This window comes from Acinetobacter sp. AC1-2 (assembly GCF_016124155.1).
In the GTDB taxonomy this organism is placed as follows: Bacteria; Pseudomonadota; Gammaproteobacteria; order Pseudomonadales; family Moraxellaceae; genus Acinetobacter; species Acinetobacter calcoaceticus.
This window is the reverse complement of sequence record NZ_JABFFO010000001.1, coordinates 531,633-545,372: the sequence shown is the minus strand read 5'-3', so window position 1 is coordinate 545,372 and position 13,740 is coordinate 531,633. Positions and strand designations below refer to the sequence as shown.

Below are 13,740 nucleotides of genomic sequence, written 5' to 3'. Positions count from 1 at the left end.
CATGCTTGGATTTTTTTAGCTTTTAAAAATTTTATCGCCAGTAATCATCAGTCGGTTTTGGCAATTCTTGCAAACCACGGCGTAAAGTATCGGACCATTGTTTACTAATTTGTGAAAAATACGGATCATCTTCGGTAATTCGTTTACCCACCGGAATAATGAAACTATCTTTATTGTAAACCAATGCATCAAGCGGCAAGCCAACAGAAACATTTGAGCGCAAGGTTGAATCAAAAGAAATCAGGCTACAACGTAATGCATCATCTAGCGGCATCGCATAATACAGAGCACGATCCAAAATAGGTTTTCCGTATTTGCTTTCTCCTATTTGAAAATAGGGTGTATCCGTAGTTGCACAAATAAAATTACCTTGCGGATAAATATTATAAAGCTGCATTTCACCGCCTTTAATTTGCCCACCTATTAAAATACTACACGCATAATTCATTTGTTCTTGAGTGTCTGAACTAATATCTTCTAAAACACTTTTTAAGGTTTTACCAATCAGTTCAGCCGCCTCAAACATCGTATTGACACTATATAAGTTAGGTTCTTGCTGCAAAGTGAGAGCATTTTGCAAATGACCTATAACAGCTTGTGTTGTCGCCAAATTACCTGCTGTTTGTAAGGCCATGAAACGCTCTCCGGTAACGCCGAAAGTATGCAATTTTCGGAACACAGAAATATGATCAACTCCTGCATTAGTTCTCGTGTCACTAATAAACACTAAACCTTGTTCCAATCTAAGCGCACAACAATAGGTCATTTCATTCTCTTTACATTCAACATGCCAACACCTGAACCACAGACATCATGTTTTCTACCCCACCTTGCTCTCTTACACCACGAATTGGTGCCACATCAAGATAGTCACGGCCTACTGCAAGGTAGATATGATGTTTGGGTGTAAACAACTGATTGCTTACATCAAAACAATACCACTGATTTTCTAAAAATACTTCCGCCCAAGCGTGACTGGCAAGGTGCGGATAGTTTTGATCAAATAGATAACCAGAAACATAACGTGCCGGTAATTGTAGCGCACGACACATCGCAATTAAAACATGAGCATGATCTTGGCATACACCCTGTCCAGCGTGAAATGCTTCAGTTGCAGTTGTCTGAACCGAAGTACTTTCAGGCTGATAGAGTATTTTCTGCAAAATATGTTCACTTAATAATGCAATATGCTGTCGGTCTTTGACCACCACAATATTTTTAGCAAAGTCCAACATTGCCAAATCACATCGGGTTGCACTTGTCATCTGCAAAAACAAATTTGTCGGTGTAGATAGATTTACACAACCTAGCTCTACATTTTGAAGTTCAATGATTCCTTGAGCCATAAATGTAAGATGTTGGTATTGATAACGCTGGCTAGCTGTCATCCATACATTGTTAAATATGTCCCTTTTTATCGTTTTGTCACCCGGCACGCTAATCGCCCAATTCATAACATGTTGATGCGGTGATGTTTGAGGCATCATTTTAATATACTGAATACTGTTTTGAGCAGTTTCAGTATAGCTATAATGCGTTTGATGATTAACCATCAATTTCATAATCAGACCTCAAACATATTTTCCAGCTGCTGTGTAAAAGTATAATAAGCGTCCCACGTTAGCTGATGCTTTAGTACTTGCCAATTTTGATCTATATTCTCCCAACCTAAGCTAACAAGCTGTTGCACCACAACATCTAGCTCTGATACAAGGCCTGATAAATCTTGCCCAAAACGTAGTTCTATATCAAATTGCTCTATTTTTTGACCTAAATGCAGAAATAAACAAACATCGTCATTCTCCGCTTCTAGTATATGAGTACATTGTTCAACAGCTTTTCTCAGAGCCTCAGGTTGGGCTTGAAGCGTGTTAATAACATTATTTAATTCTGCATAAGCATTTGATGACAATATACCTCTTAGTTCCTGAATATTATCTTTAGCAATAACGAGCTGGTTCAGTAATGAAAATGTTTGCTTCTTGTCTAACATATAGTGATTTAGTAATTCAGCATTTTCTATTACCAAACCAAATGCTGCTGCAAATTTTGTTGCTTTCTCATCTTGTGTAAAGGGTAAATGAGAGGCTGCAAATTTAACTCGCATTAAATATCGACCCAACCAATATATTTGATGCGCACTCGAATTGAGTAAAACCATAAAGTTCCTCTTTAACCCACAATTAGGAATGTAATGTTTCGACAACCCATGTATCTTTTATGCCGCCACCTTGGGACGAATTTACGACTAAGGAGCCAGCCTGCATGGCCACTCGCGTTAAGCCACCCGGCACTATTTCTGTACGATAAGGTGAACTCAATACAAATGGACGTAAGTCAATATGACGTTCAGCTACCCCAGATGTAGTTAAAGTTGGAGCAACAGATAAGGCCAAGGTAGGTTGTGCAATGTACATATGAGGTGTGGCGATCAATTTTTTTCTAAAGTCATCAATTTCACACGAACTTGCTTTAGGCCCAATTAACATGCCATAACCACCTGAACCCTGTGCTTCTTTAACGACTAACTGGTCCAGATTAGAAAGTACATAATCTAAGTGTTCATCTTTACGGCACTGGTAAGTAGGTACATTTTTTAGAATTGGTGTTTCACCCAAATAATATTGAATCATTTGATCCACATAAGGATAAATAGATTTATCATCAGCCACACCTGTTCCAGGCGCATTTGCAATAACAACATTTTTTTGCAAATAAGCAGACATAAGGCCTGCTACACCTAAAGCACTGTCTGGTCGAAATGCTAACGGATCCAGAAAATCATCATCTAAACGGCGATAAATTACGTCTACTTTTTGACGCCCACGAATGGTTTTGACAAAAACTTGATCATTTTCTACAAATAAATCCCGATTTGTAACCAGTGGCACCTCCATTTCACGTGCTAAAAAAGCATGCTCATAGTAAGCACTGTTAAAACGTCCCGGTGTTAGCACCACAATAAAAGGTCTGTCCGCAGGTGAATTCTCCTGCAATATTTCTTTTAAAAGTTTTGGATAATGCTCAATTCCCTGTAAATTATTGGTTGCACATAGCTCCGGCATCAATTCTTGGCTAATTTTTCGGCTTTCGATCATATAAGACACGCCAGAAGGTGTTCTTAAATTATCCTCTAATACAAAAAATTCTCCGTCACCATCACGGATAATATCAATTCCACTAATTTGTGAATAAATTTTACCTTTCAGAGAATGTTTAAGCATATGTGGCTGAAAAGCATCATTTCCCATAATTTGCTCTTCGGGAACGAGCTGTTCTTTTAAAATATGTTGTCCATGATAAATATCATCTAAAAAGTAATTTAAAGCTTTAACGCGCTGTGCACAGCCCGAAGCTATTTTCTCCCACTGTTTTTTCTCAATGACCCTTGGAATTAAATCAAAAGGAATTGTTCGCTCTGCACCTTCTTTATCACCATATACGTTAAAAGTAATGCCGTGATAAAGAAAATGTTGCTTCGCTTGAGCATTCAATTCTTTTAATTCATCTAAAGTACGGATACTCAACCATTGCTCAATTTTTTTAGAAGCCGCACCATTTGATGTTACATCATCAAGCATCTCATTAAAAAACTGTGATTTTAGCTGCTCAAATAGATTGGTTTGTACGGAAATATGTTCTAAAAAAGAGGTTGAGTTAATGATCGCCTTAGTTGACTGCTCTTGTATAAAAAAATCATTATCTATATGTAATTCATGCTCTTGTTCTGACATAACCACCTCGTCTTATCATTTATCTATATTTCATTTTTAAATAAGCAATTTCAGTGCCATTTATATATCTTTAATATTTTTACGGTGCTTTGTTATAACTTTCTTCTTCTAAATCTTAACATTGATTGTAAAAGGACCTATAAACCGAATCTGACAAACTTGCTAAATGTGTAAAGATTTTTTATTGTGTTGACACCAAAGCAGTTGGATATAGATGTATTACGCTTATGTCTGTAATAGAAAAAGAAACTTCAAATAGTTTATATCGCCAATGGCAGATTTTATCTCGCCTCCCTACCGGTAAGTGGATCGGGACGCGGGAGTTACAAGAAATGCTTGAACGTGAAGGTATTGATATCAGTTTAAGGACAATTCAGCGTGATTTAAATCAAATTGCTCAGCGCTTTCCAATTGAAAGCAATAAAGCCGTACCTCAGGGCTGGCGATGGCAATCCGATGCGCCTATTCAGAGCTTACCGCACATGACTAGCTCTCAGGCAGTAACATTTATGATGGTTGAGGAGCATCTTAAACACTTACTTCCACCAAGTCTGCTTGATGAGATGGGGCCTTGGTTTGATTTGGCTAAACGCAGTCTCTCTACACAAAATAATGTTAGGCAGTGGATTAACCGAGTACGCATCGTACCAGCAAGCCAACCTCTTATTCCTCCTGTAGTAGACCGAAATGCCCAACAAGCAATTTATGAAGGTCTACTCCAAGACAAACAAATAGAATGTATTTATCGAGCACGAGTCAATCAGGGCGAGGATAAAACTTATATTTTAAATCCTTTGGCTTTGGTACAAAAAGGTGCGGTAATTTATTTAATTTGCACACGACATGATAAAACTGAAGTTCAAACGTTTGCCTTGCACCGTTTTAAATCAGCAAAAGTCTTAGATAGTCGAGCACTGCATCCTGTCAATTTTGATATTGATCATTATATCGATTCAGGCGCTTTAGGCTTTAGAGTGGACTACAAGCAACCAACTGAGTCAATTCAACTCACATTAACCATGACAGAGCAAACTGCTAGAACTTTCTATGAAAGTCAGTTAAGTAAGGACCAAACTATAATTCCACTTGAAGAAAATATCGTAGAAGTTACGGCGACCGTACCTTTTACATCTCAACTGGTGTGGTGGTTGCGTAGTTTTGGCAAGAAGTTACTGCATATCGAGCCTATTCAAGTACACAATGCTGTACGAGAAATTGAGTCTGAGAATAAATAGATATAAAAAAGAGAACCATAAGGTTCTCTTTGGATTTTGAATTATAATTTTCTTAATTTTATATTGGCTCTTATATTTATACTTGTTTTCAGATCAATGTGTTCTCCCCCTACAAAACTGACCTGCTCTTTCTTTTGCGCTATTTTGAACATAAGCATTGGCATGCCATTTCATCTCTATTGTAGCGAATTGATTTCATTGTCATGGTTAAAGCCCTCTTGTTTGAACGTGAATTTAATATAACTGGCTGCTTGAAATATGTGAAATAAGAAAAAAAGGAAGCGAAATCTATTTTCTTCCTTAGGAAGTTTTCATATATTTTTGAACAGAAAATAAAAAAGCCCAGTCTTAACTGGGCTTTTTTGCATTTAAAAGATTAAGCTGTTTTCTTAATCATATTATTTTTACGAATTGTGATCATTACAAGCTGAACAGCTGCTGGTGTAACACCAGGAATACGACTTGCTTGAGCTAATGTTTCCGGAAGAACCGTTTTTAATTTCTGGGTAATTTCACGAGATAAACCAGACACAATATCATAATTAAAATCGGTAGGAATTTTGGTTTCTTCAAGACGCTTTAACTGAGCCACATCTTCATGCTGACGGTTAATATAACCTTCATATTTCACAGCAATCTCGATTTGCTCACCAACTTGCTCAGAAACTTCAGAACGAGTAAGTTCTGCAATTTGACCAAAGTTAATATTAGGGCGTTTAAGCAAATCAATCGCACTACACTCTTTACTTAAGTCAGCACCAGTCATCTCAACGAATTTTTTACCCATAGGGTTATTTGGTGCTGCCCACAAATGTTGTAAACGAGAAGTTTCACGCTCAACCGCTTCCATTTTTTCACAATAAGCAGCCCAACGCACATCATCAACCAAACCAAGTTCACGCCCAACAGTCGTTAAACGCTGATCTGCATTGTCTTCACGCAACATCAAACGGTATTCAGCACGTGAGGTAAACATACGGTATGGTTCTTTAGTACCTAAAGTAATGAGGTCATCAACCAATACACCCATGTAAGCTTGGTCACGCTTAGGTGTCCACTCTTCTTGCTCCCACGCGCGGCGTGCGGCATTTAAACCAGCAAGTAAACCTTGAGCACCTGCTTCTTCGTAACCTGTTGTACCGTTAATTTGGCCAGCAAAATACAACCCGTTAATAGCTTTAGTTTCAAGAGTGAATTTCAAAGCTTGCGGATTGAAATAATCGTATTCAATAGCATAGCCTGGACGCAAAATATGCGCATTTTCCATACCACGAATAGAACGAACCAGCTCGAACTGAACATCAAATGGAAGCGAAGTCGAAATACCATTTGGATAAAGTTCGTGTGTATCTAAACCTTCTGGTTCCAAGAATACCTGATGAGAATCTTTATCTGCGAAACGGTGAATTTTATCTTCGATTGATGGGCAGTAACGTGGCCCTACACCTTCAATAACACCGGTATACATTGGTGAACGATCTAAACCACCACGAATAATGTCATGGGTTTTTTCATTGGTATGCGTGATATAACAATTTACTTGTTCAGGGTGCATAGAAGCATCACCCATGAACGACATAACCGGAGATGGGAAATCACCCGGCTGTGGAATCATGACTGAAAAATCAACCGAACGTGCATCAATACGTGGTGGTGTACCCGTTTTTAAACGACCCACAGGTAATTTTAATTCACGTAAACGCTGAGCAAGTGCAATTGAAGGAGGATCACCTGCACGACCACCGCTTGATTTTTCTAAACCAACGTGGATTACTCCACCCAAGAATGTACCCGTAGTCAACACAACAGTTTTAGCGTCAAAGCGAATCCCCATTTGGGTAACAACACCTTTAACCGTATCACCTTCAACAACCAGGTCATCAGCCGCTTGCTGGAAAATATCAAGATTTGCTTGATTTTCCAAAGTATCGCGGATGGCAGCTTTATAGCGAACTCGGTCAGCTTGAGCACGTGTTGCACGTACTGCCGCACCTTTACGTGAATTTAAAATACGGAACTGAATACCACCTTTATCAGCAGCTAAAGCCATTGCACCACCAAGTGCATCAATTTCACGTACTAAATGTGACTTACCAATACCACCGATTGCTGGGTTACAACTCATTTGACCCAAAGTCTCAATGTTATGGGTCAAAAGCAAAGTCTGTCGTCCCATACGCGCAGCAGCAAGGGCCGCTTCCGTACCTGCGTGACCGCCACCGATAACGATAACATCATAAACTTTAGGGTAGTGCATGAGTACAAAACACCAGAAAAAAAAAGACGGAACATTATAGCAAAATTATCTGTCTATTGATGTACATAATTACAAAATCATCTTCACATAATTTACGGTACGCCACATGATTTGACATTTTGTTTCATGAACTCAATACAAAGTGAATGTTATTAAAACAAATTCATCTTAGAATAAAAAATGTACAGCACTTCTATAACTTTAAAATTAACGCAACAAGAAGGAATACAAAATGAAAACGACTATGTTAAAAATCTTAACCGCATCTCTACTTTGTTTTTCAGGCGTAACGTTGACCCACGCTGCGACTAATCATACTGCTAAATCGACTCATATGGCTAAATCAAGCAAAACAGCTCATCATGCTGCTGAGTCAAGCAAATCAGAGATGCAAAAACAGCTGAGAGCTTGTACTAAAAAAAGTCAAGGTGAATGGGTAGCTTACAACCATAACGGCGTAATCTTTAATGGTACTTGCCAACCAAATGAAAATGGTAAGTTACAATTTAAAGCCCCTGCTCCTTAATCTGTTTCGACATGAGGTATAGAAGAAGCAATTTATTTTCCGCTATGCCCTCTCAGTATTTTTAAAGTCGGTCCATTAAAGATGGGCCGCTTTCTTTTTTAAAACTGTCTAGTCAGCTACAATGCTCCTTTAAATAAAATTTTTAGGTCCTTTTCGTGAAGTGGTTACAAATACACATTACCGTTGATCAAGCACAAGTTGAGTTCACAGAAACACTTTTAATGTCTCTAGGTGCGGTAAGCGTAACTCTGGATGATGCTGAAGATCAGGCTTTACTTGAACCATTACCAGGTGAAACACCTTTATGGAATAAAGTGATTGTGACAGGCATTTATCAACAAGACGAACAAGACCCTATTGATGTCGACACTTTAGAAGCTTTCTTAAAAGCTCAACTTCCAGACGCTCCTATCCGTCATGAAGAACTTGAAGATCAAGTGTGGGAACGCGCTTGGATGGACTATTACGAGCCAATTCAAATTGGGGAAAAGTTCTGGATCGTACCTGAATGGCTAGAGCCACCAGAAGCTGATGCAACTAATATTAAGCTAGACCCAGGTCTTGCGTTTGGTACAGGTAACCACGCAAGTACATTCTTATGTTTACAATGGTTAGGTAAAACTGACGTTAAAGATAAGATTGTCATTGATTATGGTTGTGGTTCAGGCATTTTAGGTGTAGCCGCTTTATTATTAGGCGCTAAAAAAGTATATGCCACTGATATTGACCCTCAGGCTGTTTTAGCAACAAAACAAAATGCTGAACTTAATGGCGTATTAGATCGACTATATGTAGGTCTTCCTGAAGAATTTGATCAAGAGTTCAAACCTCAACAGACAGATGTTTTAGTTGCAAATATTTTAGCGGGTCCATTAATGGCACTTGCGCCGGAGTTTGCAAATTTACTTAAATCTGACGGTGAGTTCGCACTTGCAGGTGTAATTGAAGAGCAAGTTGCTGATGTTTCACGTGTTTATTCTGAATTTTTTGATATATTAGATGTCGAAAAACGCGAAGAAAATTGGTGTCGCATTTCAGGAAAACGTAAAACAATAAATTGAGATTTTTTAACTCATGAATGAAAAACAAACCCGCTGCCCTAAATGCTTAACAGTCTATAAAGTGTCTCTTACTCAATTAACTGTTGCTCAGGGTATGGTTTGTTGCCCTAAATGTGATTCGAGCTTTAATGCACTCACCCATCTGATTAATATTGAACAGCCTGTTATGGTTAACTCATCTACATTAATCAACGGTTCAATGCAAACTAGATATATGACACATTCTCACGTGTTAGATATCTTTGATCAAAAAGTTGAGAATTCGAATATTGATCTTTTAACCTATCTCAACAACTTAAATTATTTTCACAACGAACCTATTAACGCTCTACCAAATCTTAATTTAGCTGAACAAGCATCTTCACAAGAACAAGACAATAATAAAAAGCATAGTTGGCTGTACTACACGCTTTGGAGCTCTGCCAACCTTATTTTAATTTTAGTCTTCACTTTTCAAATTCTCTGGTTTAACCCTAAGCTCATGCATGCAAGCCCAACCGTCAGCCATGCATTTAATTATGTATGTGAAATACTGCACTGCAATAAGTCAGCTGAACAATATCAACTTATTTATATAGAAAAGTTAAAACTCCGCAAAGTTGACACAAGTCATACGCAATTTTCAGGCATATTGCTTAATCAGAATGATAAAAGTATTGAACTTCCTAACTTAAAGTTGAGTTTCGCAACAGAGTCAAACAAAACAGAAGAAATTATATTGACTCCTCAACAGTATCTTGTTGAAAACTTACGAGGTATCCAGCGCATTCCCTCGAATACCCCTTTCCGATTCCAATTTGAGCTAAACAGAAGCAAAAAAAGCCTACTAAATTATCGATTAGAAATTGTCCACCCCTAAAATGTAAAAAAAGTGAAAAAAAAATAAAAAAAAATGCAGTTAATTTGCTCACTTTTTCCTAGACAATGGTATGATACGCGCCACGAAAGCTTTGACTCGTATACTCCTCGCTCTCAATCCAAAAAAAATACTGTTAAGCATGTGTGCTTTTCTACATTAAGCACATAGCCTAACTTTTTTTGTTTTTGAGGGAGCTGTAACAAATATTTAACTATTGTTACGCTTATTTTTTATTCAATACGAAGAAATATGGCAAGCTAATTGTTCTTATGTTTTAGAGTCACTGTTTTAGGATCTAAAACAGGGCTCCGTATTTTTAGACCACATTTATATACTACTTTATCCAAGCTAGTATTTGATTTTCGGATTAACTCGCATGAATAGCAAATCTCCTATTTTTACTGCACAATCTGATGTTGCTCTTCGCATCCACGTGGATCGCGCAGTTCGTCATTATTTTGCACAATTGCAAGGTGAGCAGCCATCTCAGGTATATGACATGGTGCTAGCAGAAATGGAGAAACCTCTTTTATCTGTAGTTCTTGAATATACACGTGGTAATCAGACCCGTGCTGCAGAGATTCTTGGACTCAACCGTGGCACTTTACGCAAAAAGTTAAAAGCTCACGGTTTGATGAGTGAATAAATGATAAAATGCTCACGACGTCGTGGGCATTTTTTTATGCTTATTGGTTTTAATCCGTAGACTTGAAATTGTTGAATTAAACATCATGACTATTAAACGTGCTTTGATTTCTGTATCTGATAAGACAGGAATTGTCGAATTTGCTCAAAACCTTGCGGCTTTAGGGGTAGAACTATTATCTACAGGCGGCACATACAAGTTGCTTAAAGATAATAATATCGCTGTGGTTGAAGTATCTGAACATACTGGCTTCCCTGAAATGATGGATGGTCGTGTTAAGACATTACATCCAAAAATTCATGGCGGTATTCTCGCTCGCCGCGGTTTAGACGAAGCAGTAATGGAAGAACACAACATCGATCCGATTGATCTTGTTGTTGTGAACCTTTATCCATTCGCTGCAACAGTTGCAAAACCTAACTGTTCACTTGCTGATGCTATCGAAAATATCGACATCGGCGGTCCAACAATGGTTCGTGCTGCTGCTAAAAACCACGCTTCTGTCGGTATTGTTGTAAATGCTTCAGATTACGATACAGTTATTACTGAATTAAAAGCTGCTGGTTCACTTTCTTATGAAACACGCTTCGATTTAGCTGTTAAAGCATTTGAACATACAGCTCAATATGACGGCATGATCGCTTCTTACCTAGGTGCTCGCGTTGGTAAGACCGAAGGCGAAGCTGACTTATTCCCTCGTACGTTCAATACTCAATTGAACAAAGCACAAGATTTACGTTACGGTGAAAACCCACATCAATCTGCTGCATTTTACGTTGAAGCAAATGCAAAAGAAGCGTCAGTTTCTACGGCAAAACAGTTACAAGGCAAAGAATTGTCTTATAACAACATTGCAGATACAGATGCCGCACTTGAATGTGTGAAATCATTTGCAAAACCTGCTTGTGTGATTGTAAAACACGCTAATCCTTGTGGTGTTGCTGTTTCTTTAGACGGCATTAAAGCTGCTTATGATTTAGCTTATGCGACTGACCCAGAATCTGCTTTCGGCGGTATTATTGCATTTAACCGTGAGTTAGATGTTGCAACTGCTCAAGCAATTGTAGAGCGTCAATTCGTTGAAGTAATCATTGCTCCAAGTATTGCTGATGGCGTGCTTGAAGTTACTGGCGCTAAGAAAAACGTACGTGTTTTAGTTTGTGGCGAATTACCTGCGATTGACGCACGTGCACCACAACTTGACTACAAACGCGTTAATGGCGGTTTATTAGTTCAAGATCAAGACTTAGGTATGATTACTAAAGATGATCTTAAAGTAGTAACCAAATGCGCACCAACTGAACAAGAAATTGATGACCTCATTTTTGCTTGGAAAGTTGCGAAATATGTAAAATCAAATGCAATTGTTTATGCGAAAAACCGCCAAACTATTGGTGTAGGTGCTGGTCAAATGAGCCGTGTTAACTCAGCTCGTATCGCTGCCATTAAAGCTGAACATGCTGGTTTGGTTGTTGAAGGCGCTGTAATGGCATCTGATGCATTCTTCCCGTTCCGTGACGGTATTGATAATGCGGCTAAAGCTGGCATTAAATGCATTATTCAACCAGGTGGCTCTATGCGTGATGAGGAAGTTATTGCGGCAGCTGATGAAGCTGGTATTGCAATGGTCTTCACTGGTATGCGCCACTTCCGCCACTAATTTAAATTTAGTCCTCCCTAACCCTCCTTTCATTCAGGAGGGTTTTCCACAATAATGGAGCTAACTCTCCACCTTGAGGGATAGAGGGGGATGAAAAAGGATTAAAGTTAAGGAACAAATTAAAAATGAATATTTTAGTTTTAGGTAGTGGTGGTCGTGAACATGCTTTAGCATGGAAAATTGCGCAAGATACCAATGTTACTCAAGTTTTTGTTGCACCAGGTAATGCTGGAACTGCAACAGAAGACAAATGTCTTAATGTTCAACTTGATATTTTAGACAACCCAGCAATCATTGCTTTTGCTAAAGAAAATAATGTTGATCTTATTATTGTTGGTCCAGAAGCACCATTAGTTAATGGTGTGGTAGATGCTGCACGTGAAGCAGGTTTAAAAATTTGGGGACCTACTCAATATGCAGCACAGCTTGAAGGCTCAAAAGCATTTGCCAAACACTTTTTAAAGCGTCACAACATTCCGACCGCTTTCTATGACGTTTTCACTGAAGTAGATGCAGCTAAAGCTTATGTTGAAAAAAATGGTGCACCAATTGTAATTAAAGCTGATGGCCTTGCTGCTGGTAAAGGTGTAATCGTTGCAATGACCAACGAAGAAGCTTTTGCAGCAATTGATGACATGCTTGCTGGCAACAAATTTGGTGATGCTGGTTCACGCGTTGTGATTGAACAGTTCCTTGCAGGTGAAGAAGCTTCTTTCATTTGTATGATTGATGGTAAAAATATTTTACCAATGGCAACTTCACAAGATCACAAGCGTATTTTTGAAGGCGATCAAGGTCCTAACACTGGCGGTATGGGTGCCTACTCTCCTGCTCCAGTTGTAACTTCTGACATTTTCGAACGCGTTATGTCTGAAATCATGCACCCAACCGTAGAAGGTATGGCTGCTGATGGACATGTTTACACTGGTTTCTTATATGCTGGCTTAATGATTGATGAGCAAGGTCAACCACGTGTGATCGAGTTTAACTGTCGTTTTGGTGACCCTGAAACCCAACCGATCATGATGCGTTTAAAGTCATCTCTTGTTGAATTGGTAGAAGCTGGTATTGCTGGTAACTTACCAAAAGAAGCTGAATGGGATGAACGCAAGTCAATCGGTATTGTACTCGCAGCAGAAGGCTATCCTGATAGTGTACGCAAAGGCGATGTAATTTCAGGTATCGGACAATCACCTGAAGATACTAAAATTTTCCATGCAGGCACTGCAACTCGTGAAGATGGTCACATCGTGACTTCTGGTGGTCGAGTTCTTTGTGTAACAGCATTAGGCGACAGCGTTCTGGAAGCACAAATTAACGCACTAGAAGTATGCGGACAAGTTAACTTTACGGGTATGCAATATCGTAGCGACATTGGCTACCGCGCAATTGCACGTGAAAAAGCTTAAAAACTTCACAAGTTTAAAATTTTAATGAAAAGCCTCTATATAGAGGCTTTTCTATCATGTGACACAATATAAGCAAATCGTATAAATCTTTATTATATTTCTAAAGATATCAATAAATAAAAAAGAAGCCCCCTATATCAAGCACACTTTTATTGATATGATTAGCATAACGTTGGAACTGTCAATAAACACTGCTGTTTTAATAATTTTCATAGCGACTTGCTCTACACATTATAACTGTAGAGAGTTTTTTAATGTTCTAAGTTTATGAACACTCGTTTGGCTAATGTTTGGGGATTAACTGTTTGGGGAAACAGTTTTTGTTTATAAAACAATTACCCTCTCCTACCGCC

Annotated in this window: 12 protein-coding genes; 7 read left to right on the top strand and 5 right to left on the bottom strand. The window is 38.5% G+C overall.

All coding sequences use genetic code 11. From position 1 onward, the window contains the following. Window positions 1-31: 31 nt before the first annotated feature. From HL290_RS02515 to HL290_RS02500, 4 genes are read right to left on the bottom strand one after another with little or no spacing between them, the layout of a single operon-like run. Window positions 32-766, bottom strand: a complete 735-nt coding sequence (locus HL290_RS02515; RefSeq protein WP_004643330.1) for a proteasome-type protease — start codon at window positions 764-766, stop codon at window positions 32-34. Between the two features lie 16 nt (window positions 767-782). After that, window positions 783-1,562: a transglutaminase family protein gene (locus tag HL290_RS02510; RefSeq protein ID WP_004643331.1), complete on the bottom strand. Its 780-nt coding sequence runs from the start codon at window positions 1,560-1,562 to the stop codon at window positions 783-785. Between the two features lie 2 nt (window positions 1,563-1,564). Then, the gene (locus HL290_RS02505; protein WP_004643332.1) at window positions 1,565-2,161 is read right to left on the bottom strand and encodes an alpha-E domain-containing protein; all 597 of its coding nucleotides are present in this window, start codon (window positions 2,159-2,161) and stop codon (window positions 1,565-1,567) included. 22 nt (window positions 2,162-2,183) lie between these two features. After that, window positions 2,184-3,734: a circularly permuted type 2 ATP-grasp protein gene (locus tag HL290_RS02500; protein ID WP_198495493.1), complete on the bottom strand. Its 1,551-nt coding sequence runs from the start codon at window positions 3,732-3,734 to the stop codon at window positions 2,184-2,186. A 227-nt stretch (window positions 3,735-3,961) separates the two neighbouring features. Between HL290_RS02500 and HL290_RS02495 the strand changes: the two genes are divergently transcribed. Beyond that, window positions 3,962-4,969, top strand: coding sequence for a helix-turn-helix transcriptional regulator (locus HL290_RS02495; RefSeq protein WP_003652496.1), 1,008 nt, complete (start codon window positions 3,962-3,964; stop codon window positions 4,967-4,969). Between the two features lie 376 nt (window positions 4,970-5,345). Here the strand turns inward: HL290_RS02495 and mnmG are convergent, their stop codons facing one another. After that, window positions 5,346-7,226 (bottom strand): tRNA uridine-5-carboxymethylaminomethyl(34) synthesis enzyme MnmG, encoded by a 1,881-nt coding sequence (gene mnmG / locus HL290_RS02490; RefSeq protein ID WP_198495492.1) that lies wholly within the window; start codon window positions 7,224-7,226, stop codon window positions 5,346-5,348. A gap of 232 nt (window positions 7,227-7,458) precedes the next feature. Here mnmG and HL290_RS02485 point away from each other — a divergent pair, with 232 nt between their 5' ends. From HL290_RS02485 to purD, 6 genes are all read left to right on the top strand, one after another. Further along, on the top strand, window positions 7,459-7,752 hold the full coding sequence (locus HL290_RS02485; protein WP_198495491.1) for a hypothetical protein: 294 nt from the start codon (window positions 7,459-7,461) through the stop codon (window positions 7,750-7,752). 155 nt (window positions 7,753-7,907) lie between these two features. After that, the gene (prmA, locus tag HL290_RS02480; protein ID WP_004643339.1) at window positions 7,908-8,813 is read left to right on the top strand and encodes a 50S ribosomal protein L11 methyltransferase; all 906 of its coding nucleotides are present in this window, start codon (window positions 7,908-7,910) and stop codon (window positions 8,811-8,813) included. A gap of 13 nt (window positions 8,814-8,826) precedes the next feature. Next, complete coding sequence (locus HL290_RS02475) at window positions 8,827-9,672, top strand: zinc-ribbon and DUF3426 domain-containing protein (RefSeq protein ID WP_198495490.1); 846 nt, start codon at window positions 8,827-8,829, stop codon at window positions 9,670-9,672. 376 nt (window positions 9,673-10,048) lie between these two features. Continuing rightward, entirely contained in the window at window positions 10,049-10,318 is a 270-nt protein-coding gene (fis, locus tag HL290_RS02470; RefSeq protein WP_001086304.1) for a DNA-binding transcriptional regulator Fis, read from the top strand. Window positions 10,319-10,403: 85 nt separating this feature from the next. Beyond that, window positions 10,404-11,978 carry a bifunctional phosphoribosylaminoimidazolecarboxamide formyltransferase/IMP cyclohydrolase gene (gene purH / locus HL290_RS02465; protein ID WP_035361157.1) on the top strand — a complete coding sequence of 525 codons (1,575 nt, stop codon included), beginning with the start codon at window positions 10,404-10,406 and terminating at the stop codon, window positions 11,976-11,978. A gap of 125 nt (window positions 11,979-12,103) precedes the next feature. After that, on the top strand, window positions 12,104-13,387 hold the full coding sequence (purD, locus tag HL290_RS02460; RefSeq protein WP_003652511.1) for a phosphoribosylamine--glycine ligase: 1,284 nt from the start codon (window positions 12,104-12,106) through the stop codon (window positions 13,385-13,387). The last annotated feature ends 353 nt before the right edge of the window (window positions 13,388-13,740 follow it).

What these genes read in the sequence shown, in the direction of transcription:
- purH (WP_035361157.1), top strand. Translation starts at nt 10,404, where the DNA reads ATGACTATTAAACGTGCTTTGATTTCTGTATCTGATAAGACAGGAATT.
- HL290_RS02500 (WP_198495493.1), bottom strand. Translation starts at nt 3,734, where the DNA reads ATGTCAGAACAAGAGCATGAATTACATATAGATAATGATTTTTTTATA.
- HL290_RS02475 (WP_198495490.1), top strand. Translation starts at nt 8,827, where the DNA reads ATGAATGAAAAACAAACCCGCTGCCCTAAATGCTTAACAGTCTATAAA.
- purD (WP_003652511.1), top strand. Translation starts at nt 12,104, where the DNA reads ATGAATATTTTAGTTTTAGGTAGTGGTGGTCGTGAACATGCTTTAGCA.
- HL290_RS02510 (WP_004643331.1), bottom strand. Translation starts at nt 1,562, where the DNA reads ATGAAATTGATGGTTAATCATCAAACGCATTATAGCTATACTGAAACT.
- fis (WP_001086304.1), top strand. Translation starts at nt 10,049, where the DNA reads ATGAATAGCAAATCTCCTATTTTTACTGCACAATCTGATGTTGCTCTT.
- HL290_RS02505 (WP_004643332.1), bottom strand. Translation starts at nt 2,161, where the DNA reads ATGGTTTTACTCAATTCGAGTGCGCATCAAATATATTGGTTGGGTCGA.
- HL290_RS02515 (WP_004643330.1), bottom strand. Translation starts at nt 766, where the DNA reads ATGACCTATTGTTGTGCGCTTAGATTGGAACAAGGTTTAGTGTTTATT.
- HL290_RS02495 (WP_003652496.1), top strand. Translation starts at nt 3,962, where the DNA reads ATGTCTGTAATAGAAAAAGAAACTTCAAATAGTTTATATCGCCAATGG.
- HL290_RS02485 (WP_198495491.1), top strand. Translation starts at nt 7,459, where the DNA reads ATGAAAACGACTATGTTAAAAATCTTAACCGCATCTCTACTTTGTTTT.
- mnmG (WP_198495492.1), bottom strand. Translation starts at nt 7,226, where the DNA reads ATGCACTACCCTAAAGTTTATGATGTTATCGTTATCGGTGGCGGTCAC.